The organism is Methylophilus sp. Q8 (assembly GCF_000800115.1).
Classification (GTDB): domain Bacteria; phylum Pseudomonadota; class Gammaproteobacteria; order Burkholderiales; family Methylophilaceae; genus Methylophilus.
Genome location: NZ_JUHE01000001.1, coordinates 1938001 through 1960790, shown reverse-complemented (window position 1 = coordinate 1960790; position 22790 = coordinate 1938001). Strand labels below are relative to the sequence as shown.

Sequence of the window (22790 nt, the reverse complement as noted above, 5' to 3'; positions counted from 1 at the left end):
AAAAGACTATCGGCCGACTAGCTTTTGCAGATGCTCCGGATAGCGCTCGCCTTTAAACTGCATGGCAGAGACCACTTCATTGATTCTTTGCAGTTCATCGCTACTCAACTCGACATCGACCGAACCAATATTCTCATTCAGTCGATGTGTTTTAGTAGTGCCGGGAATCGGCACTATCCAGGGCTTTTGTGCCAATAACCAGGCCAGGGCAATCTGTGCAGGGGTGACATTTTTCAATTCGGCCAGATAAGACAACAACTCAACCACCAAAATATTAGCTTTGCGATTTTCCTTTGAGAATCGTGGCACCACATTGCGGAAATCACCCTCGCCAAACTGGGTACGTTCATTAATTTTGCCGGTGAGAAATCCTTTCCCCAACGGACTAAAAGGCACAAAACCAATCCCCAGTTCCTCCAGGGTCGGCATAATCTCCTTTTCAGGCTCCCGCCAGAATAAGGAATACTCACTCTGCAAGGCAGCAACCGGCTGCACGGCATGCGCCCGACGTATGGTATTCACGCCCGCCTCAGACAGGCCAAAATGTTTCACTTTACCTTGCTGAATCAAGTCTTTCACCGCCCCTGCAACCTCCTCAATCGGCACTGTGTCATCCACCCGATGCTGATAAAACAAATCAATCGCATCAATCTTGAGACGTTTTAAAGAGGCTTCAGCCACTTTCCTGATGGTTTCCGGGCGGCTATCCAATCCCACTTGTTTGCCATCTTCAATTTTGAAACCAAATTTGGTGGCGATGACTACCTCGTTTTTAAATGGTGCCAGCGCCTCGCCAACCAGCTCTTCATTGTCAAACGGGCCATATACCTCGGCTGTATCAAAAAAGTTAACGCCTTTTCTGTAAGCCGCCCGGATCAACGCAATGCCGTCTTTTTTATCGACAGCGGCACCGTATCCAAAACTCAAGCCCATACAACCTAAACCTAGCGCGGAGACTTCCAAGCCGCTATTTCCTAATGTGCGTGTTTGCATGTTGTGCCTTTCTTATTCGTCAGTAATTAAAGTGCGTTTTTCAAGATGGTGGTCGCCACGTCTTTGGTGTAAATATCGGCGAGACCAAACCACTTGGCATTGGTGAGTACGATGTCTATAGTGGCTGGCAAGTGGGCCTCGGTAATGCCCAGTTGTGCTAAGCGTGTTGGCGTACCGATTTTGTTAAACCAGTTTTCCAGCGCAGCAATCCCTTGCTCGGCGGTTTTCAAACCAAAGATATTTTGCGCAAAGCGTTCAAACTGCAAAGGATTGCGGTCCTGGTACCACTTCATCCAGGCTGGTATCACCACAGACAGCCCCGCGCCATGCGGCACATTGAACAAGGCAGACAGTGCATGCTCAATCATGTGGTTGGGATAACTGTAACCAGCCGTCCCGGAATAAATCAAACCATTCAGCGCCTGTGTTGAAGCCCAGGCAAACTCTGCCCTGGCTGCATAGTTATCCGGATTCACCAGCAGAATTTCCGTGTTTTCAATCACGGTATTGATGATGGCCTCGACCAACCGCGAGTGAAACCGGGGCTGGTCAACAGCAGTAAAATAGCCCTCAATTGCGTGCGCAATAATGTCTGCAGCGGAGTACACCAGGTAATCGCGCGACACGGTTTTCATAAGTGCAGGATTTACGATAGACACTTTGGGGAACGTCAGGGGTGATTGAATCGCAAATTTTTCTTTGGTGTCTTCATTGGTGATAACGGCACCACTATTCATTTCACTGCCGGTGGCCGCCAGCGTCAGAATATCAAACACGGGCAACGCGCTATCAATACTGGCTTTGCCGATAAACAAATCCCAAACGTCGCCTGCATAAGGCACGCCCGCGGCAATCGCTTTGGCACTATCCAGCACCGAACCGCCACCCACACTTAAAATGGCATCGACCTGATGCAGGCGCGCCAGGCTGATCGCTTCACGCACTTTAGAAATGACAGGGTTGCTGACAATACCACCACACAGCACAAATTGAATGTTCTTCTCGGCCAGGCTTTTGGTCACCACATCAAACAAGCCATCACGTTTGATACGGTCACTGCCATAACAGAGCAATACTTTTTTGACCCTGGCTTCGGCCAGGTGCTGGCCAATCAGAGACTCTTTACCGACACCAAACTCGACTTTGGTTGGATTGTAATAAGTAAAATGATCCACGCGCGTTCCTTTCATCTATCCATGTGATGAGTCGCACTTTACGCGCCGGATATGCATTAAACTAGCGCATTATTAGTTTAATTATTTACAACTAAATAATGTAAATAGCAGAAAGAACAATGCCTTATGGCCCTGGATACCTTACGATCAATGACTACCTTTGTGCGGACTGTCGAACTAGGAAGTCTCAGTAAAGCGGCCGCTGCGCAGCAGATTACCCCGCAGGCAGCCAGTAAGGCCCTAGGCCAGCTGGAGGCACACCTTGGTGTCAGGCTGTTTCATCGCACCACACGTAGCATGTCACTCACCGAAGAAGGACAACGGCTATATGAATCGGCAAAACCCTCATTAATCGGGTTGGAACAGGCCCTGGAATCCACACGCCAAACCAGGGAAGGACTCGCAGGCCCGTTGCGTATCGTCGGACCGCGTACGGTTTTATTATCGGTACTTGGCCCGGTGTTAGATGAATACTCTCGCTTGTATCCCGAAGTACAACCCGACATACAGCTGGATGACCGCATCGGCAATTGGGTCGACGATCGTGTCGATGTCGGATTTCGCCTGGGCAACCCGCCGCAAGATGGCTTGGTCATGCGCAGGCTTTTTCCCATGCAGCTCGCCATCTGTGCAGCGCCAAGCTACCTGCGAAAATACGGCATTCCACATACGCTCAGCCAATTGGAAACACATCGCTGCAGCGCATTTCGCCGCCCCAGCGATGGTCGCGTGGTTCCCTGGCACGTGAAGGTTGGCGAAAATATTATTGAGCAACATGTACGCCCAGCCTTTTGCACCAATGATGAAGGCTTCGAACTCAGGGCTGTGTTGGCCGGTGAAGTGATTGGTCAACTGGCCGTACCCACGGCTGCAAGCTATATTCGCCAAGGGCGCCTGGTGCCCTTGTTACTGGAACATATCGTGGATAACCTGGGCTTGTATATTTATTACGGTAGCCGTACTGCGCAACCGGCCAGGGTGCGCTGCTTTATTGATCTGGTAATTGAAAGACTGGCAAACAGTCAAGAATTTGTATTGAGCGATGAAGCGCTATTAAAAGCGCATGCTCATATCCTTGAGCATTAATCTCTTGCAATTAAGCAAGTGCGCGCAGCACCGATTGCAGCACACCCGGAAACTTCTGCTCAATCTCATCTACCCTGAGCGCATTCATATGCTCCGTGCCTTCAATCAGGGTTTCCACCAGTCCGGCGGCGCGCAGAATCTTGAAATGATGCGACATGCTGGATTTAGGACGATTCAAGTCGAGTTCACCACAAGTCAGTTTACGGCCTGCATTGGCCAGTCGGCCGACAATCTCCAGGCGTGTCGGGTCTGACAGCGCATACATAATGTCTGTGAGCTCCACCTGATCCATATTGGGATGTTTAATTTGCCGCATATGTAAAATTTATCACAACGCTTGATATTATTCCATAGTTCGATTATATTCGAACTATGGAATTTAACAAAAGTGTTTAAGCTGCAATGAAAAAAGAACCATCTTCACAAGGCATCCCCCTCGCCTTATATGCCCTGATGGCCGGTGCTTTTGGCATCGGCACCACTGAATTTGTCATTATGGGTTTATTGCCAGAAGTCAGCCGCGACCTGCACGTCAGCATCCCGATGGCTGGTTTATTGATCAGCGGCTATGCACTGGGCGTGGCCGTGGGCGCGCCTATCATGTCTATCCTCATGGCCAAGTTTTCGCGCAAAAATTCGTTGCTGTGGCTCATGGGTATTTTCACGCTGGGTAATTTAATCTGCGCGGTGGCGCCCGATTACACCACGCTCATGATTGCACGCGTGGTCACCTCTTTCGCACATGGCACTTTTTTTGGCATAGGCGCAGTGGTCGCCACCAGCCTGGTGCCTAAAGACAAACGCGCGCTGGCGATTGCATTAATGTTTACCGGCCTGACGGTCGCCAATGTCATTGGCGTGCCTGCGGGTACCTGGTTAGGCCAGATGCTGGGCTGGCGATCCACCTTTTGGGCGGTGACCATGATAGGCCCGGTTGCGCTGGCCGCGCTCTATTGGCTGGTGCCCAGTGATCACCATGCAGAAAAGGTCAATGTGCGTGCTGAAATCAGTACCCTGTTGCAACCGCAAGTGATTGCCGGACTGCTGCTGACCATTATTGTAGATACGGGCCTGTTCGCCGTGCTCACCTACGTCGCGCCAATACTGACCGATGTCGCACATTTTTCACCCGCCGCCATTTCACCGGTATTTTTACTGTTTGGTGTGGGCATGGTCATCGGCAATATCATCGGCGCCAAACTCGCCGATATCCACCTGGATAAAACCCTGATAGGGGCATTGATGTTTATCATTGCCATCCTGGTCTCATTCTCCTTCTTTGCCCATCAGCAAATAGCGGTCGTCGCCCTGGTCGGACTGCTCGGCATTGCCGGTTTTGCAGCGGTGCCTTCATTGCAGATCAAAATCCTGGAAAAAGCCAGCGGCGCACCGACCTTGGCCTCAGCCATGAATATTGGTGCATTCAATATCGGCAATGCCGCAGGCGCATGGGTAGGTGGATTGGTGATTACGCATGGCCTGGGCCTGACCGCCATTGGCTGGATTGCCGGTTGCATCGTATGCGTGGGGCTGGCATTGGCAATCATAGAAATGCAGCTCCTTTCAAATAACGCCAACTCAACACTGGCATCTGTCGACAATTAATCAATAGGAAAACTTAGTAAAAGGATCATCATGGCCGATTTATTTTCTAGCTATCAATTAAAAGACGTCACCCTCAGAAACCGCATTGCGATTCCGCCGATGTGCCAATATATGGCAGAAGACGGCGTTGCCAATGACTGGCACAAAGCCCATTACGCCACGCTGGCACGCGGTGGCAGCGGACTGGTGATTGTCGAAGCCACCGGCGTCGCGCCAGAAGGCCGCATCACGCCTGGCTGCCTAGGATTATGGAACGATACGCAAACAGCACAACTACGTGAAATTGCCGCCTCTATCAAGGCAGCCGGCGCAGTCCCCGGCATCCAGATTGCCCATGCCGGACGTAAAGCCAGTGCCAATAAACCGTGGGAAGGCGATGACCATATCGCAGAGAATGACCCGCGCGCCTGGCAAACCATTGCGCCTTCTGCCATTGCCTTTGGTGGTGATTTACCACGTGTGCCCAACGCCATGTCGATTGATGACATCCAGCGCGTCAAGCAGGATTTTGTCGCTGCGGCAAAACGCGCGCTTGATGCAGGCTTCGAGTGGCTGGAAATCCACTTTGCGCACGGCTACCTGGGGCAAAGTTTTACCTCTGCACACTCTAACCAGCGTACCGATGCTTATGGCGGCAGCTTTGAAAACCGCTCGCGTTTTACCATCGAAACGCTGGAAGCCATTCGCGCAGTGTGGCCGGAAAACCTGCCACTCACCGCCAGGTTCGGCGTCATTGAATATGATGGCAAAGATGAAGAAACCCTGAGTGAATCGATTCAGCTGGTCAAAGCCTGGCGTGAACGCGGGCTGGACATGTTAAGTGTCAGTGTCGGGTTCACCATTCCGGAAACCAATATTCCCTGGGGCCCGGCGTTTTTAGGCCCGATTGCACAACGCGTGCGCAATGAAGCGGGCATCCCGGTTTCATCCGCCTGGGGTTTCGGCGCACCATCATTGGCAGATAACGCTATCCGCAAACAAGAATTGGACTTAGCCATGATAGGCCGCGCGCATCTGGAAAACCCGCACTGGCCCTATTTCGCCGCCAAGCAATTGGGTAAAGACGATGCCGCCTGGGTATTGCCTGCGCCTTATGCACATTGGCTAGCCAGATATAGAAGCCCGACTCTAGACTAAGCTTGCCCGGCGGGAAGCGACACTGACCGTGTCGCCGCCTGCCAGGCCTGGCTCTTGAGCAAACATTCACTTAAACGATGTATTACTTGAATAATGCATCGTCATTAGCCGCGCAAAAATTGTATTTAAGTCGCTACTATTGCGATACAGCATCCCCTCACATGCCTGAGAATAAGCTGCATTTTTCGCGCGACGCTTGACCGCCATATGTCATGACAACCCCTCCCGACCGCCGTTAATGAAAATCATTATCACAATTTAATGGCATCAACAATTACATTTACGCCAAACATGGTAAATGTTAGTTAAATACCAGATGTTTTAATGGGTATCTATTGCTTTTAATTTTGCAAGTTAGATACTGTAATCATTGTATTTTCGTTAATAGTTACCTAGGTAATTATTTTCACGATAGCCCAAACGGGTACTTGGAAACCTAAAAACAATACGTAAAATACAGTCATGAAATACGCAATTGAACTTGTATTTCATGTGACAAAAAATATCTTTTCGGGAGATGATGATGAGCGCAATCGTTAAATTTATGAAGGATGAAGATGGCGTTGTCGCCATCGAGTATGTCATTATTGCTGCGGCACTGGTCGGTGTATTGGCTGCCGTTTTTTCTGGGATGGGTACCACTCTGACCACCAAGCTACAGGCCATTGTGAACGGTATCACCACCTAGAAACAATGTAGCGTATCGGGTTCAGCCTATGATATCCATTAAAACCTCTTACCCCAACGGTGAGAGGTTTTTTTGTTTCTGAACATGACGACTTACGCAGCACTTGGATTATGGTTACTGGCCGGGGTATTGATCTACGCCTGTTACACCGACCTTAGATTTCGCAAAGTATATAACACACTGATTGTATTTGGCCTGATAAGCAGCTTGGGATTGTGGCTATTAAATGCCAGCGGGCCAGGCGGTGTGCAATGGTTACAAGGCGTGGGCTTAGCGTTCATGTGTTTTATGCCACTTTATTTGCTGAAAGGCATGGCAGCAGGCGATGTCAAGCTGGCCATGGTGGTCGGTGGCATTTTAGGTTCGGCGGCATGGATGCCAGTTGCGGTGTGTATCTATCTAGTTGGTGGAGTATTGGCGCTGGGAGTGGTGTTAATGCAAAAACGGGGCATGCAACTCATCAGAAATGTGAATGCAATCCTGTTTTTCAGGTTACACCATACGCATATCCAGCTAGGTATGGAGGATGGGACAGATGGCATCAACAGTGTAGGCAGAATGCCTTATGCACTGGCGATTGCGATAGGTACTTTGATGGGGGTGTACACACAACATATGTAGTCTGGCATTCGTGACCATTTCATTTGCAAGTTTTTTTCGAAAAAGAGAATAAAAATGAATATGCGTGCAATGACGATGCTGTTGTTTGCCTTGTTAGCAGCGATTGGAGCGGTGGTAGCGGCTTCCAAATGGTTGCAAACACGTTCGATGCAAACTGAAAAAGTAGTGGTGATGGTCAGCCCACTCAATATGGGTGAAAAAATCAATGTGGGCATGCTGAAACGCATCGATTGGCCCAAAACCAGTTTACCCGAGGGTTTCTTTGGCGAGGTCGAGAAGCTTGATGGTCGGGTGGTCAAATATAGCCTGCAAAATGGCGAGCCCGTGCTGGAATCCAAACTGGCACCGGTTGGCTCTAAAGGCGGCTTGTCTGCCGTGATTGCCGAAGGCAAGCGCGCAATCACTGTCAAAGTCAACGAAGTGGTGGGCGTGGCTGGTTTCGCGCTACCAGGCAATTACGTTGACATGATCGTCAATACCAATCAGGCCGAACGCAACGGCGACGAAGACAATATTTCCAAGATTGTACTCAAGCACATCCTCGTGCTGGCCGTGGGCGATGACGTCAATGCCAATGCCGACAAACCCAAAGTCGTCAATGCTGTCACCCTCGAAGTCACCCCGGAGCAGGCAGAAATGATAGACCTGGCACGCAGTGTCGGCAATCTCTCCCTGGTATTACGCAATCAGGCCGACCCCGGCGACGTTGCCACCCAGGGTATCACTAAAGAAGCCTTGTTATCATTGGTCCCTAAAAATACAGGACCGGTGATGCCGGTGATCAGCAAACCCAAGGCGAAAAAAATGATTGTTGCGGCAGCGGCGCCAATAGTGGTGACTAAGAAATGTACCAAGGTATTCACAGGGACGACTGAGTCACTTGAGTGTTTTTAACTCAAAAAGTAAGTGAACAATAACTCAAACAATATTGAAAACCTTAGGTTTTCAGAGGGGGTCGATCATGGATTTCTTCTCATTGAAGAGAACGCATATCGCATTTGATCACAAGTCAAAATATGCGTTGAAGTTGTCTCTCCTGGCCGCGGCGTTCATCACTGCCACGTTGCCTTCCTTGTTGATTTCTGCTGAAAAAACCAAAGCGGCAGTCATTGAAACCAATGATTACATTGGCAATGGCGATGCCAACTGTGACGGCGAGATTGCCCATCCCACCACCATGCACCTGCCGCTGGGCAAGTCTACCTTAATGAGTCTACCGGAGCCGCTGGCGACGCGCAGTGTGGGTGATGCGAGTGTGCTGCAAACCAAGCTGGTGTCATTAAAAACCCTGTATCTGCTTGGGGTGAATATAGGTACGACCAATATGATCATCAAAGGCAAGAGTGGCAAATGTACCTTTGTCGATGTGGTCGTCAATATGGATGCAGAAGGATTGCTGCAAACATTATCAGAACTGCTGCCAGAGGAAAAAAACATCAAGGTCACTGCCGCCGCAGATTCGCTCATCGTCTGGGGCTCGGTGGAGGATGCGCTGACGGCCAACCGGGTGATTGATATTGCACAGACCTTTGTCAGAAGAAGAACCATGCCGGTATTTGCCAGTGGCGATAACGCACAGATGCAAATGCAGATGCAGATGCAACAACAGCAACAATCACAGCAGCAGCTGAATAATCCGCTACTACAAGAGTTTGTAAACCCCCGCATTGTGAACATGCTTACGGTCTCAGCCCAGCAACAGGTCATGCTGGAGGTGAAAGTGGCCGAGGTGTCGAAAACCCTGCTGGATAAACTGGGCGCCAGTATCGCCCTCAGTAAAACCTCTGGTAGTTGGACTTACACGCTATTAGGTAATTTCCTGTCGACATCGGGCAGCGCCACTGGCGGCTCGATTGGCGGCTTTAAGTCAGCCAACAAAAATTTCACCCTGGATGCTGAAAAACGCGATGGCTTAATCAAAGTGCTGGCTGAGCCAACCATTATGGCCATTAGCGGCCAGGAAGGTAGCTTTCTGGCAGGTGGCCGCATTTTCATCCCGGTGGCGCAAAATGCCGGCGCGGGCAACACCATCACACTGGAAGAAAAAGAGTTTGGTGTAGGCGTGAAATTCACCCCTACCGTACTGGCGGGCGGACGCATCAATTTACGCGTGGCGCCAGAGGTCTCTGAGCTCAATCGTGAAGGCATAGGCGTGACTGCTACCGGGTTTAGCGGTACCGCCATTTTACCGGCCTTCACCACCAGAAAAGCCTCGACCACTGTGCAACTGTTTGACGGACAAAGCTTCGCTATTGGTGGCTTAATCAAAAACAATACGACGGCCAATATCAAGGCTTTCCCGATTCTGGGGGAGATTCCGATCATTGGCGCGTTATTCAGAAGCTCGGACTTTCAGAACGATAAAACCGAACTGGTATTTGTAGTGACACCGCACCTGGTGAAACCGGTGAACCCGGCAGACATTGACCTGCCTACCGGCCGCCATACAGACCCCAGCCGTAAAGAGTTTTTCCTGGGCGGCAAACTGGAAGGTAAACCGGACGGAGATGCGCCAGCCAAGACCAACGCTGACGAAAAACAACCTGCAAAAAAAACTGATGAACCAAGCGCAGACAATGCGACTGGATACGATCTTAAATAGGATGCCAAAATGAAACCGCTAAATCTATATATGTTGTTGGGGGTGGCCGTCGGTGTGTCAGCATGTCAAAGCACCATGCCACGATATGAACGCGAGTTTGGTGAAAGCGTCCGCAATACCTTGCAGGCGCAGATCATACACCCGGCTGCTGCCAATAATCCGGATCCCGTCAATGGGCTGGATGGCCGTGCCGCGCGTGACTCGATTAACAGTTACCAGAAGTCTTTCTCCAAACCGGTGCCGCAACCCAGTGTATTTAATTTCGGGGTAGGTGGCACGGGGTCGAATAACGGCACAGGCAACCAGTAGGCGTACCCAGGCAGCGTATCCGCATCATTGTCTGCCTATGGAGATCGATATGTTAATGACCAGACATTGCAAACAAAGTAAGCAGTCAGGTTCGATTGCGCTCATGGTATTGCTGTTTTTACCATTGCTGCTGGTAATGGGTGGCCTGGGCGCGGATTTAGGCAAACTATATGTGACTAAATCCGAACTGCAAAATGCAGCGGACGCCTGTGCGCTGGCTGGCGCGGCACAGTTTGATGGCTTGAGCAATGAGCAAACCAGGGCCTCCGCTGCCGGGCTGACCGTGGCACAGAATAACCGTGCCTATTTTCAGAAAAATGCGATTGCCACTGGCGAGGTAACCATTACCTTTCCGAGCACATCCAATGGCGTCAATGGCAAATACCTGCGCTGCAGCATTACGCGCAGCGGTATCAGCAACTGGATTACGCCACTATTGAACCGCATAGGCGGCAGTGTGAATGCCACTCAGGCAGTGACTGCGGTAGCCACCGCCACTACCCTGCCCTCACAAACGGCCTGTGCGATTCCAATCGGCATTTGCCAGCCGGATGTGGCAGGTAAAAATCCCGGAGACTGGCTGGCGGGCGTGGCTTCGCCGAATAACGGCAATAAAGATACCACGCTATCCGGCCATTTCCGCTGGGTAGACTTCACCAGTGGCGGTGGCGGTGCCAATGAACTGGCGGATATATTAAGCGGCAAACAATCGACCAATTGTTCAGTAAACGCATCGGCCAACCAGTATATCGGCACCCCTGGTTACAAAGCTTCATTGCGCGACGATTTCAATACCCGCTTTGGTATTAAGAAAAAAAATGAAGCCTCTTCCGGATATTTTCCGGATACCAGCGGCAAGGGCTATTACAACCCGGCCCAAACCAATCGTTATGCAGCTGATTTTTCACCAAACGCTGTGCCGAACAATACGCCCTACAGTGATATTTCGGGAATATCAATCAGCAACGCGTTTGCCTATATGCCCAGCACAGACCTGAAAGCCTACGGCACTAACCGGCGGGTTGCCATCGCACCTGTGGTCGATTGCACCACCATGAAGCTCAAGTCATTTGTCTGTATCTTTTTGCTACACCCGATGCCGACCACCAGTGGGGCCAATTTCAATATGTATCTTGAGTACCTGGGCAATGCCAGCACTTCTGTCACGCCTTGCAGCAAATCTGGCGGCCTGGTGGGCGGGGGTTCAGTGCTGGGGCCAAAAGTGGCTGCCTTGGTGGAGTGATCATGAACAATCGCACAACACATTCCGGAATCGCCGCCATCGAGTTGGCAGTGGTGCTGCCTTTCCTGATCATTGTCATGCTGGCCGGTGTCGACCTGGCAAAAACCATGTTCCAGTATAACGAGCTGGTCAAAAATGTGCGTGACGCGGGCAAATACCTGGCCGGACATACGCGGCCGATGAATTGCGCCTCTACCACCGACCCCGAGGTCCTGGCTTACAAAACAGTCATCACCGAGAGCAAAAACCTGGCCGTCTGTGGTTCGCTCACCAGTTGTTCAAAAGCCTCGGTCTCAGGACTATCCACCAGCAAAGTGCAAGTGCAATACCTGATGGTCGGCAGCGTGACCATGGTCAAAGTGGGCATCAACAGCATGAGTCTTTCTTATATCACCAAGCTGTTTTCCGGCTCACTGGCGCTGGGCAATATCTCCAGCACCTTTTATCAACCACAACTGGATACAGTCAGTACGAGCTGTAATCAATTGACATGAACACACGCAAATCACAACAAGGGGTCTATGCCATCGAGTTTGTACTGGTCTCGGGATTTCTGTTTCTGCTGCTGTTTTCGATTGTCGAACTGGGCAAGGTGCTGCACTACTACGATGCGGCCTCGCAGGCCACGCGCGCGGCCGCCCGCCTGGGCACGGTCTGTGCCCAGAATAGCAATGCCATCAAAACACAAGTCACCAGCCGCCTGCCCTTTGTCAGCAGTAGCAATGTAGTCGTGACCTATTTGCCTGGCGGATGCACGGTGGCCGATTGCAAGACCATTACCGTGGCCCTGAGCCAGGCCGTTTACACCTCGGCAGTGTTTGGTTTTAACGTGACCATGCCCAGTTTTACCACCACGCTCCCCAGAGAAAGCCTGGATAGTCAATATAACGCTAAGTGTAGTTAGGTGTTGATATGAAAATACTAATAATAAGTGAAAACAACCAAGTCATTCAAAGCCTGTCTGCCTTCCAGACGCTTTACCAGCGGGGCTTTGAATGTGTTGCCTATCAAACCAATCTGGTGAGCGCCAACCAGAAAATCGCCACCGAGCGGCCCGACGTGCTGATGATTGATGTCAGCCAGTCAGATGTCGCCGAGTTTGACCTGATTGAGCGCTACAAAACACAATACAGCCAGATGACCTTCATGTTGTTATCTGAGGAGGTCACCTCAGAAATGCTACTCAAAGGGATTCGGGCCGGTTTTTCTGAAGTGCTGGCGCTGCCACTGTCTGAGCAAAGCCTGATTGCAGCACTGGAACGTTATATGGCCAGGTCACGCGCCACACGGGGCGTCTCAACCAAAGTCATTAGCGTGATCTCCTGCAAAGGCGGTGCCGGCGCGACTTTCGTAGCGACAAATCTGGCTTACGTCATAGCCGAATATACCAACAAGCGCGTCTTGCTGATTGATGCAAACCCCTATTTTGGTGACGCCTGCATGTATTTGTCAGATGAACAAGCCAGCGCTTCACTGGCCGAACTTTGCCAGCAAATTCACCGGCTGGATTATGCCTTTCTTGATTCCTCACTGATCGAAATCACGCCGCGCCTGAAAGTGCTGGCAGCATCGGACAATCCTGCACATGCCTCAGATGTCAAACCTGAGCACCTGGAAAAGATCATTGAGGTAGCGGGTAATTATTACGATTTGATCATCCTGGATTTGGGCCGCCACATTGATGCATTGACGGTCAAGGCGATGGACCTGAGCCATCAGATACTGCCAGTGGTGCAGTTAGTGCTGCCCTATATCCGCGATGCCAATTATTTGTACCGGATTTTCAGCTCCCTGGGCTACGCCAAGGAAAAAATCTATTTCCTGGTCAATCGCTACGACAAGAATGACAAGTTAAAAATTTCAGATTTTGAGCAAGCGCTGGGCTTAAAAGTCAGTGATACCTTGCCCAACGAATATGCCCTGGTGAATCACTGTATTAATCAGGGCGAGGCCGTTTACAAACTGAATCCAAAATCAGACATGGCAAAAAAACTTAAACAACTGGCTGAAAAGTTCACCGGTGAAAAAGTGGCCTGTGCCGGATTTTTTTCTAACCTTTTTAAATAGCCGGAGGCTGCATCATGTCCCTTCGTGAAAAATTGCAATCTACCAATAGCAGCTTCAACACTCACCATCATTCGCTGGTTGAGGGTGGCCAGGATGCCAGCGGATATTCTGCGCTGAAAAGGCAGATACATACCCAGATTCTCGATCGCATCAACCTGGAAAAACTGGCGACCTTATCGGATGAGCAAATTAAAAAACAGATCAATGAACTGGTCAGCGTCATCGTCGACGAACAAAGTATCGCCCTCAACACGGCTGAAAGAGGTTCACTGGCCAGGGATATTCAATATGAAATGTTTGGCCTGGGGCCATTGGAGCCGCTGCTGAGCGACCCGGCAATCTCGGACATCCTGGTCAATGGCTACAACCAGGTCTATATAGAACGCAAAGGCATGCTGGAATTAACGCAGGTGCAATTCCAGGATAACCAGCACTTGCTCAACATCATTGAACGCATTGTCAGCCAGGTCGGCAGGCGGGTCGACGAATCCAGCCCGATGGTGGATGCCCGCCTTGCTGACGGCTCGCGAGTAAACGCCATTATCCCGCCGCTGGCACTAGATGGCCCAGTGATGTCGATTCGCCGCTTTTCGGTGAGCCCGCTGCTGACCGACGATCTGATCAAACTCAAAACCATGACGCCACAAATGGCGAACTTGATCAGCGCCTTCTCAAAATCCAAAATGAATGCGGTGATTTCGGGTGGTACCGGCAGCGGCAAAACCACCATGCTGAATCTGGTTTCCGGCTTTATCCCCAAAGAAGAACGTATTGTCACCATTGAGGACGCCGCCGAATTAAGAATGCAACAACCGCACGTGGTGAGGCTGGAAACCCGGCCGCCCAATATTGAAAACAAGGGCGAAGTGACGCAAACCGCCCTGGTACGCAATGCCTTGCGCATGCGGCCAGACCGGATCATTTTGGGCGAAGTGCGCGGTGCCGAAGCACTGGATATGTTGCAGGCAATGAATACCGGCCATGAAGGTTCGTTTGCCACCATCCATGCCAACAGCCCGCGCGATGCCCTGGCCAGGATGGAAAACATGGTGGGCATGGCTGGTGCTAATTTAACCTTGCTGGCGACCCGGCAACAAATCGCGGCCGCGATCAATGTGATTATCCAGGTCTCCCGCCTGGTGGATGGCACCCGCAAAATCGTCAGTATTCAGGAAATCACCGGCATGGAAGGTGAAACGATTGCCATGCAGGAGATTTATGGCTTCAGGCAAACCGGCGTCGATGAACAAGGCAAAGTCAGGGGCTATTTTTATGCCACCGGCGTTGTCCCTACCTTTATGCAACGGCTTAAATCCTATGGGGCTGCACTGTTAGAGTCCGACTTCGACCCGACAGTCAGGTACGAGGTGTAGCATATGAAAATCAATACACAACTCATGTTATTTGCAGTGCTTGGCTTCTTCGCCTGTTTTCTATTTTTTGAAGCGATTCTGCTGGTATGGAAAGAAAAGCATAGCGCAGAAGCCAGAAAGCTTGCCAGCCGCCTCAAAGGCGTCGCCAGCGACAATGTTTACCGCCATGAAATCAGTATTTTACGTAGCCGCATTCAAGACAGCCAAAGCCAACTGATCAAAATGATAGGCTGGTTCTTTGATATCCGGGAGCTGGATATCCTGTTGATGCAATCTGGCAAGCTATGGTCAGTCGAGCAGTTTACGCGCTATATTTTCCTGTTCTTTGTGTCAGGCTTTTTAATCGGTCTGCTGCTTGGCGTTAACTGGATGTGGTGCACACTATTGGGTGCCGGGGCGAGCTTGCTACCTTTAATGCATATCTACGTAGAGCGCAGCAAACGACTCAAACAGGTTGAGCAACAACTGCCAGATGCCATCGACTCCATGGCGCGCTCGCTGAAAGCAGGCCACTCCTTCCAAAGTGCCTTCAAGATTGTCAGTGACGAGTTCGCCGAACCACTGGCCGGAGAATTCCGCATCTCCCTTGAGGAAACCAATCTTGGTGTGCCACTAAGCGAGGCGATGTTAAACCTCAGTCGGCGCGTACCCATTACCGACCTCAAGTTTTTTGTGATTGCCATTCTGATTCAGCGCGAATCAGGCGGCAACCTTGCCCATGTATTGACCTCTATGAGCAAGATTATCCGTGACCGATTCCAGTTAATGCGTGACATCGACACACTCAGTGCCGAAGGCAGGACCTCGGCCTGGGTCATGTGGCTGATGCCGGTGATGATTGTGCCGCTAATGAGCGCCATTACGCCTTATTACGCCAAGCTCTTATTCGGCACAGAAGTGGGACTGACATTATTGAAAATCGGTTTTGTCTTGATGATATTTGCAGGTTTATGTATGCGCAAGATTATTCAAATCAAAGTGTGATTGGCGGTCTATCATGAACGAAATCATTGTTTACATCTGTGTCTTCGTTGCAGTTTTTGCCCTGGCAATGTTTATGTTTTCGCTGTTCTCGCATGACAAATATGCGCGAAGGTTAAAGTCGCTACAAACCACGCAACAAAGCGCGCAACTCAAATCAGACGCGGATGAAGAGTTCGCCTTTAAAGTGGTCAAGCTGGTCGAGCCGTTTGCCAAACTCACCTTGCCTAAAGATGGTTGGGAAACTTCGCCGCTCAAAGTGCAGTTCTTGCAGGCCGGCTGGCGCGGCGAATATGCGCCGAGTTTGTTCTTCGGCATCAAGACCATACTGACTTTTGCCATCCCGCTCTTGTTTTACCTGCTGTTTAAAGAGCAACTGTCACGTGACAACTCACTCAGCCTGGCCGTCATCCTGTTTTCAGGCGCGGCCATGGGCCTGGTGCTGCCAAAAATATACCTGGACTTTGTCATCAGCCAGCGCAAGGAGGAGATTCTGGGCGCGTTTCCAGATGCGCTGGACTTACTGGTGATCTGTATGGATGCAGGCCTCAGTTTTGATCAGGCACTCACACGCGTGTCACATGAAATAAAAATAAAATCAAAAATCCTGCACGATGAAATGGAACTGATTTTGCTAGAAGTACGCTCCGGTAAAAGCCGTGAGCGCGCACTCAGGCATTTTGTCTTGCGCGTCGGCATTGAAGACATCAACAGTTTTGCCTCCATGATTATTCAGGCCGAGCGTTATGGCACCAGTGTCAGTGAGTCACTCAAGGTCAGCTCTGAAGAGTTGCGTTTAAAAAGAAAGCAACGCGCAGAAGAAAGAGCGGCAAAGATTCCAGTCAAGTTACTGTTCCCTGTGGCTTTCTTTATGCTGCCAACCTTGCTTTTTATTCTGGCGGGTCCCGCAATCATGGAAATATTCAGCGCGATCCATCTTGGCCCCTAGCATATAAGGAGGAAACTGCGATGCATTTAACCTATATAGTGATTTTCTCTTCACTGCTGGCACTGGGATGCGCCCACCAGATCCGTGATGAAAAACAGGCCTCGTTCCAAATCAAGCCCACGACAAATATCGAACTGGTCTCCGCCAGCTCAGCCGCTGACTACGACCAGATAGGCTTGAATTACGAACGACTCAACAATACCGACATGGCGGTGGTCGCCTATCAAAAAGCGTTGCACCTGGAGCCGCAACATATTGCCAGCCTGCAACACTTGAGCGCCCTGCTCATGCGCCACAATCGCACCGATGAAGCGATTGCAGCGCTGGAACAACTGGTCAGCGTTGAACCGAGCGCCAAAAACGATAACAACCTGGGCTTTGCCTATATGCAGCAACAAAATTATGCAAAAGCGGAAAAAGCGCTTAAGGATGCGATTGCCCTGGATAGCCAGTACCTCAAAGCCCAAAATAACCTGGCGTTATTAGAAATGTCGGTGGCCGCCGGTAAAAATGAGCCGCAGGTCATCGCACAAGCGTCTGCCGCCAACCAACCGCCACCAGCCACCTTGCAGCAGAAAGGTAAATATTTATACGGTCTGGCATATCAAAGCAGCCAGCCCGCTGCACCAGCAGATGAAGTGGTCATCGTCGATGCGCAACCAGCCAAAAAGCAAGGGTCTAGTGCGTTAAGTGCAATATTGAAATTTCTCTCGCTGGCGCTACTACTCTGATCATTTGTAGCCAAACGCGTGAATGTACATCGTTTTGCAGTAGGTTGTGATTGGTATCACAAATATCACTCACAGCCCCAAGACGCTGCAAACAAAAGGCCTGTCATCAAAAGTGGCAGGCCTTTTTGTTGGTTCAGGCGCGTATGCAATCAGTCAGTATCACCAGGGCCGCTGATTACCCTTAAAAATATAGCGACTCCTGAGACGTGACAGATCGCTCAATCCTCACCCCCCTGCTGCCTGCGCTTTAATAATGGCAACACATGCTCGCCCAATCTGTAGGTTTCCTCCAGATGCGGATAGCCCGCCAGAAAAAACATTGAAATCCCAAGGTCTTGATACTCCTGTATGCGTTTCGCCACATTTTGATAGCTACCGACAATCGCGCAGCCAGGCGGAATGCCGATGTAGCCAAAACCAGACCACACATTGGGATGAATAAAGAAATCCTCAAAGCGCTTTTCTTCTTCACTCAAATAGTCATACTCATGACTCAAACGCCTTGCTGAGCGCAGTCCGGCATGAGCAGCCACCGACTTGGCAGCTTTGGTTTGAATCCCGTCATCAAAGAATCTTCTAGCCTCTGCAAAAGCTTCCTCTTCTGTGGCTCTTGCAATCACATCAATAGATAACCCAAAACGGATCTCTTCACGGCCATATTGTTTGGCTCTATTTTTGACATCCGCAATCAGGGCAGAAATTTCAGCTGGGGTTTCAGCACGCATCAAATAATAATCTGCATGCTTAGCGCCAAACTCACGGGCGGGAATAGACGAACCGGCGGTGCAGATCAGCGGTAAAGCCGCTTTTTTGTGCGCGCCCTTTCTGCCACCGCCATCGGCTGAATAATACTTGCCGCTAAAATGGAATGACTCATTATTCCAATAGCCTTTCACCACTTGCAAGAACTCATCTGCCCGTTCATAACGATCGTCATGTGGGGTGTTATCCCCCACTTGTTTTTGCACCACTTCAGAACCGCCATTGATAATATTCCACACCAATCTATTGCGGCTGGCACGTTGGTAGGTAGCCGCCATTTGCACCGCCGCCCAGGGTGAAAAATGATATGGCTGGAAGGCCGACACAAATTTCAAGCGACGCGTTTCTCTTGCCAGTAGTGAACACACTGTCCACGGCTCCTCACCACCAGGTGCATTCACCATCAGCACGCCATCAAAGCGGTTGATTTCGGCCGCACGTGCAATCTGCGATAAATAATCGATATAGCTAAAATCATCTTCAACATCAAACTCAGACACGGCACCTGTGCCCTCACCCGGCGCTCTATGCCAGTCACCGCGATTTCTCGGATCTCCTGGCAAATATTGCGTGTCCCCATGCAAAGGTAAACGCGTGAAATATAAAGTATCACTCATGTTTATTTTTCTATCCTGTTCGCGTTGCTTATAAACCAACCACTTTCGCTGCAGCCTGTTTGGCTACTTCCCGCTTGCGCACCTCTTCTCTGACGGCAGGAATAATGTAACGGCCATAATCAATCGCGTCATACAACGGGTCATAGCCACGATTGAGGAAAGTCGTCACCCCCAGATCGTAATAGGCCAAGAGCGATTCAATAATTGTGTCTGGTGTGCCGACGAGGGATGTCGAATCTGTACCACCACCGATGGCCGTAGAGGTCGCCATAAACAGGGCTTTATCATGTACATCACCTTTTTGTGCAATGGCAAGCTGGCGCTCAGCGCCGCCGCTATTGCCACGGGCACTGGTGAAAGGATTAGGTTGGTAATGTTGCTTTAATGAAGCCACAATATGATTGGCCTTTTCCCAGGCCAATGCTTCTGTCGCGCCAATAATCAGGCGTACCGACATACTTACCCGAGGGGCGGCGACCCCCGCTTTGCTGGCATATGCTTTCAGCTTATTGATCCGCGCATCAATATCTTGCAGCGGCTCAGCCCATAGCGCATATAAATCCGTGTGCTGAACAGCAACTTCATATGCCCCGTCTGAAGACCCGCCTAATGAAATTGGGATATATGGCTGTTGCACCGGTTTAATTGGCGAGAAGCCGCCTTTAATCTGAAAGTATTTACCATCAAAATCAAAAGGCTGTTCAGAGGTCCAGGTACGCTTCACAATCTCCAGGTACTCTCCCGCACGTTCATAACGTGCGGCCTTATCTACTAGATGCTCCCCGTGCTCAGGCTCGGGCGCATGACCGGTGACCGTATGCAGCCGGATTCTGCCACCCGTGGTGTGGTCCAAGGTGGCAAATGTCCTGGCCGCCAGTGTGGGCGGGACTAAGCCAGGACGATGAGCCAGCATAAAGCCCAGCTTTTCAGTGTGTGCTGCGGCATACGCTGCTAAAAATAAAGGATCGCCGCCGCCATTAGCGATGAGTACACGATCAAAATCTGCCTGTTCATGCGCTCTCGCGAGATCACGTAAATACTCAAGGTCAATTTTCCCTCTATTCGCGGCCACGGGGGCTAACTGATTTCTGGGGAACAGCCCGCCAACAAACTCTACCGGCATAAAACGCTCTCTTTCAATGTCTTATTTTGATGATTAAAGATTGATATTAAAGATCAACGATAGACGGTGAATCGTTGATTAACTCTTGGGTATAGGGCTGCTGTGGCTGGTCAAGCAAAGTATCAACTTCACCAGACTCCACCACGGCGCCATTTTTCAGGACCAGCACGCGGTCTGCAATCGAACGCACAATGCCCAGGTTATGGGTCACAAAAACAATGGATAATCCATTCCTTTGCAATGACTTGATCAGCTCTAGAATCGCTGCCTGCACTGAAACATCCAGGGCAGACGTGATCTCGTCACAAATCAGTAAACTGGGCTCACATACCAGCGCTCTTGCAATCGACACCCGTTGCAACTCACCACCAGATAACTCCTTGGGAAACCGGTCGGCTAAGCCAGGGTCCAGTGCTACGCGTATCAGTGCAGCGGTAATGATTTCATCACTGTCTTTTAGCTTGTCTGGAAAGTAATGGCGCACCGTATTTAACAGGGTTTGCCTCACCGTTTGCCTGGGATTCAATGACTGATAAGGATTTTGGAAAATGTACTGAATCTGATGGCTAATCGCTGCAGAGCGGCTTCTTGCGGCAAGTGCAAGCGACTGGCCTTTGAAATACAAACCGCCAGCCGCATTGGCGTTAAGCCCGGCAATTGCTCTCGAAATGGTGGTTTTACCTGACCCAGACTCACCGACCAACGCGAGGCACTCGCCTTTTTTCAAATGGAATGAAACGTCTTTTAACACCTGCTTACCATCGTAGCTGGCAAATAAATGCTTAACCTCTAAAAGTGGCGGTTGCGTACCCAACTGAATCACTCGTGATTTAAGCGTTTCGGTGTGATGGTTGAAGCTGAACGGATCCGTTTGCCTCGAGAGGTTGTGACACGCCACGACATGATCATCGCCAGTATCGATCTTGTCTAACGGGGGAACGATGGTTTTACATGTCAATGTCGCCAGCTTGCATCTGGGTTCAAATACGCAGCCCTTGGCCCGGGACTGCAGAGAAGGTGCATTGCCCACAATCGGCATGGGAATCGCCCGCAGGTGAATATCAGGGATTGCACTGATTAAGCCCTGGCTATAAGGATGCTGTGGATGCGAGAACACATCAGCCGCCGTCGCTTTTTCCGCAATGCGACCACCATATAAAACAATGACATGGTCTGCGATTTTTTTAACCACAGCCAAATCATGCGACACATAAATCGCGGCAACACCATAACTTTGGCATAGTTTTTTCACTGTCAGCAACACTTTGGCCTGAGTCGTCACATCGAGCGCCGTCGTGGGCTCATCCAGTACAATCACACGGGGCCTGGTAATGAAGGACAGCACTAACAACACCCGTTGTTGTTGTCCACCAGAGAGCTGGTGCGGATAGCGATTCAAAAATGCATGGTCGTGCGAGAGCTCTACGTCTTTTAAAGTATTGATGATTCTCGCCTGTTGCTGCGCGGCGGCCAATGTCGGCGCATGCGTTTTAAGCACATCCTCTAAATGCGTTTTGATCGTGATTAACGGATTTAACGCAGTAGATGGATTTTGCGGGACATAACTGACCTGCTTGCCCCTCACCCGGCGTAAAGCATTTTCGTCCAGTTTCAAGATATCCAGCCCGGCGACGTTCACCTCCCCCTGCGAGATCTTTGCCCCCTGACGGGTATGCGCCAGCAAGGCGGTTGCAATCGTGGTTTTGCCCGAGCCTGACTCCCCGACCAAGGCAAGTATTTGCCCTTCAAGCACAGAAAAACTGATCTCGGAGACAATGGTAGTGCCATCGATTAAACTCACACCGAGGTTGTTAACCTCGATGGCCACACTAGGGGTGGACTGCAGCTGTAGACGACTATGCATGTTTGTTTGACTCACTAATTCTTGAGAACTTTCTACCGAAGCCTTCAGCCAGCAAATTAGCCCCCAATGCAAAGAGTGCGATGAATAATATCGGGATCAAAATGGAGAAGGGTTGAATCTGCAGCCCGCCTTTATTTTCATTCACCATCAGCCCCCAGTCAGCCTCAGGCGGTGCAACGCCATAGCCCAGAAAACTCAGTCCGGAGAGCAATGCGACTGACCATGACAGCATGGTGCCCAGATGAATTAATAGTGGCGTTAAAATATTGGGTAAAATTTCCCGCAGCAGGATTTGGTGGTACGGGTAACCCATCATTTCTGCGACTTCGATGTACTCATGCTTTGAAATCGATAAAGCCAGCCCCCTGGTGAGCCGAATCACACCAGGAACAAACGCAATGGCGACAGTAATGGCAATTAACCATTTATCACGGCCTAGCATCGAAACCACCAGCAACACCAGAATCAAATGCGGGAACGCCAGGAAAATATCGGCGACCCAAATAATGACCTGGTCAATCCTGTGTTTGAAAAAGCCAGCAATCAACCCTAATATCACGCCGAGAAACAGGCCCAATAAGGAAGAGGCCAGCGACATCCAGACAATAGATATGCCGCCATGCAAAACCCTGGACAGGACATCCTGCCCCAGGTAGTCAGTCCCCAACAGGACACCAGTTTGCGGCAAGCTATATCTTGCTCCCACCATTTCCTGGGCTTGGTAAGGCGACAGCCATGGCCCCAAGATGGATAACAATAAAATAAATGTAGTGAGGAACAGCCCCAAATTAATTTGACTGTTACTGGTGGCAAAAAACTGTTTGATTGCGCGCATGGTGGGGCTCTTAAAAGGACTCGATTGTC

General features: G+C 50.4%; 23 protein-coding genes. 16 read left to right on the top strand and 7 right to left on the bottom strand.

Going from position 1 to position 22790, the window contains the following annotated elements; genetic code table 11:
* Positions 1-6: 6 nt before the first annotated feature.
* Complete coding sequence (locus GQ52_RS09540) at positions 7-993, bottom strand: aldo/keto reductase (RefSeq protein ID WP_235273116.1); 987 nt, start codon at positions 991-993, stop codon at positions 7-9.
* Positions 994-1019: 26 nt separating this feature from the next.
* The gene (locus GQ52_RS09535) at positions 1020-2168 is read right to left on the bottom strand and encodes an iron-containing alcohol dehydrogenase (RefSeq protein ID WP_235273114.1); all 1149 of its coding nucleotides are present in this window, start codon (positions 2166-2168) and stop codon (positions 1020-1022) included.
* 150 nt (positions 2169-2318) lie between these two features.
* Between GQ52_RS09535 and GQ52_RS09530 the strand changes: the two genes are divergently transcribed.
* Positions 2319-3254, top strand: coding sequence for a LysR family transcriptional regulator (locus GQ52_RS09530; protein WP_036298463.1), 936 nt, complete (start codon positions 2319-2321; stop codon positions 3252-3254).
* Positions 3255-3264: 10 nt separating this feature from the next.
* Here GQ52_RS09530 and GQ52_RS09525 read toward each other — a convergent pair whose 3' ends face one another.
* Positions 3265-3570 (bottom strand): helix-turn-helix transcriptional regulator, encoded by a 306-nt coding sequence (locus tag GQ52_RS09525; protein ID WP_047517128.1) that lies wholly within the window; start codon positions 3568-3570, stop codon positions 3265-3267.
* Between the two features lie 86 nt (positions 3571-3656).
* Here GQ52_RS09525 and GQ52_RS09520 point away from each other — a divergent pair, with 86 nt between their 5' ends.
* The 15 genes from GQ52_RS09520 to GQ52_RS09450 all read left to right on the top strand — a co-directional run bounded on the left by GQ52_RS09520 (position 3657) and on the right by GQ52_RS09450 (position 17560).
* Positions 3657-4859 carry an MFS transporter gene (locus tag GQ52_RS09520; RefSeq protein WP_047517126.1) on the top strand — a complete coding sequence of 401 codons (1203 nt, stop codon included), beginning with the start codon at positions 3657-3659 and terminating at the stop codon, positions 4857-4859.
* 30 nt (positions 4860-4889) lie between these two features.
* Positions 4890-5996 carry an NADH:flavin oxidoreductase/NADH oxidase gene (locus GQ52_RS09515; protein ID WP_024929264.1) on the top strand — a complete coding sequence of 369 codons (1107 nt, stop codon included), beginning with the start codon at positions 4890-4892 and terminating at the stop codon, positions 5994-5996.
* Positions 5997-6519: 523 nt separating this feature from the next.
* The gene (locus GQ52_RS09510) at positions 6520-6684 is read left to right on the top strand and encodes a Flp family type IVb pilin (RefSeq protein ID WP_019882931.1); all 165 of its coding nucleotides are present in this window, start codon (positions 6520-6522) and stop codon (positions 6682-6684) included.
* Positions 6685-6768: 84 nt separating this feature from the next.
* Positions 6769-7305 carry a prepilin peptidase gene (locus tag GQ52_RS09505; protein ID WP_047517124.1) on the top strand — a complete coding sequence of 179 codons (537 nt, stop codon included), beginning with the start codon at positions 6769-6771 and terminating at the stop codon, positions 7303-7305.
* Between the two features lie 54 nt (positions 7306-7359).
* The gene (cpaB, locus tag GQ52_RS09500) at positions 7360-8199 is read left to right on the top strand and encodes a Flp pilus assembly protein CpaB (RefSeq protein WP_019882933.1); all 840 of its coding nucleotides are present in this window, start codon (positions 7360-7362) and stop codon (positions 8197-8199) included.
* A 67-nt stretch (positions 8200-8266) separates the two neighbouring features.
* Positions 8267-9907 (top strand): type II and III secretion system protein family protein, encoded by a 1641-nt coding sequence (locus tag GQ52_RS09495; RefSeq protein ID WP_024929266.1) that lies wholly within the window; start codon positions 8267-8269, stop codon positions 9905-9907.
* A 9-nt stretch (positions 9908-9916) separates the two neighbouring features.
* Positions 9917-10216, top strand: a complete 300-nt coding sequence (locus GQ52_RS09490) for a hypothetical protein (protein WP_232411482.1) — start codon at positions 9917-9919, stop codon at positions 10214-10216.
* A 49-nt stretch (positions 10217-10265) separates the two neighbouring features.
* The gene (locus tag GQ52_RS09485) at positions 10266-11459 is read left to right on the top strand and encodes a pilus assembly protein TadG-related protein (RefSeq protein ID WP_047518675.1); all 1194 of its coding nucleotides are present in this window, start codon (positions 10266-10268) and stop codon (positions 11457-11459) included.
* Between the two features lie 2 nt (positions 11460-11461).
* Entirely contained in the window at positions 11462-11953 is a 492-nt protein-coding gene (locus GQ52_RS09480) for a TadE family protein (RefSeq protein ID WP_019882937.1), read from the top strand.
* The gene (locus tag GQ52_RS09475; protein WP_024929268.1) at positions 11950-12363 is read left to right on the top strand and encodes a TadE/TadG family type IV pilus assembly protein; all 414 of its coding nucleotides are present in this window, start codon (positions 11950-11952) and stop codon (positions 12361-12363) included. Before GQ52_RS09480 ends, GQ52_RS09475 begins: the two co-directional genes overlap by 4 nt.
* A gap of 8 nt (positions 12364-12371) precedes the next feature.
* The gene (locus GQ52_RS09470; protein ID WP_047517121.1) at positions 12372-13526 is read left to right on the top strand and encodes an AAA family ATPase; all 1155 of its coding nucleotides are present in this window, start codon (positions 12372-12374) and stop codon (positions 13524-13526) included.
* Between the two features lie 14 nt (positions 13527-13540).
* Entirely contained in the window at positions 13541-14899 is a 1359-nt protein-coding gene (locus tag GQ52_RS09465; protein ID WP_019882941.1) for a CpaF family protein, read from the top strand.
* Between the two features lie 3 nt (positions 14900-14902).
* Positions 14903-15883 carry a type II secretion system F family protein gene (locus GQ52_RS09460; protein WP_235273111.1) on the top strand — a complete coding sequence of 327 codons (981 nt, stop codon included), beginning with the start codon at positions 14903-14905 and terminating at the stop codon, positions 15881-15883.
* 13 nt (positions 15884-15896) lie between these two features.
* Positions 15897-16829, top strand: a complete 933-nt coding sequence (locus tag GQ52_RS09455) for a type II secretion system F family protein (protein WP_024929271.1) — start codon at positions 15897-15899, stop codon at positions 16827-16829.
* 20 nt (positions 16830-16849) lie between these two features.
* Positions 16850-17560 (top strand): tetratricopeptide repeat protein, encoded by a 711-nt coding sequence (locus tag GQ52_RS09450; RefSeq protein WP_047517115.1) that lies wholly within the window; start codon positions 16850-16852, stop codon positions 17558-17560.
* Between the two features lie 218 nt (positions 17561-17778).
* Here the strand turns inward: GQ52_RS09450 and GQ52_RS09445 are convergent, their stop codons facing one another.
* The 4 genes from GQ52_RS09445 to GQ52_RS09430 are packed head-to-tail and all read right to left on the bottom strand — an operon-like array spanning position 17779 to position 22761.
* Positions 17779-18939, bottom strand: coding sequence for an LLM class flavin-dependent oxidoreductase (locus GQ52_RS09445; RefSeq protein WP_047517112.1), 1161 nt, complete (start codon positions 18937-18939; stop codon positions 17779-17781).
* A gap of 28 nt (positions 18940-18967) precedes the next feature.
* Positions 18968-20062, bottom strand: a complete 1095-nt coding sequence (locus GQ52_RS09440; RefSeq protein ID WP_047517109.1) for an LLM class flavin-dependent oxidoreductase — start codon at positions 20060-20062, stop codon at positions 18968-18970.
* Positions 20063-20108: 46 nt separating this feature from the next.
* On the bottom strand, positions 20109-21926 hold the full coding sequence (locus GQ52_RS09435; RefSeq protein ID WP_052179093.1) for an ABC transporter ATP-binding protein: 1818 nt from the start codon (positions 21924-21926) through the stop codon (positions 20109-20111).
* Positions 21919-22761 (bottom strand): ABC transporter permease, encoded by an 843-nt coding sequence (locus GQ52_RS09430; protein ID WP_047517106.1) that lies wholly within the window; start codon positions 22759-22761, stop codon positions 21919-21921. The genes GQ52_RS09435 and GQ52_RS09430 overlap by 8 nt, the downstream gene beginning before the upstream one ends.
* Between the last annotated feature and the right edge of the window lie 29 nt (positions 22762-22790).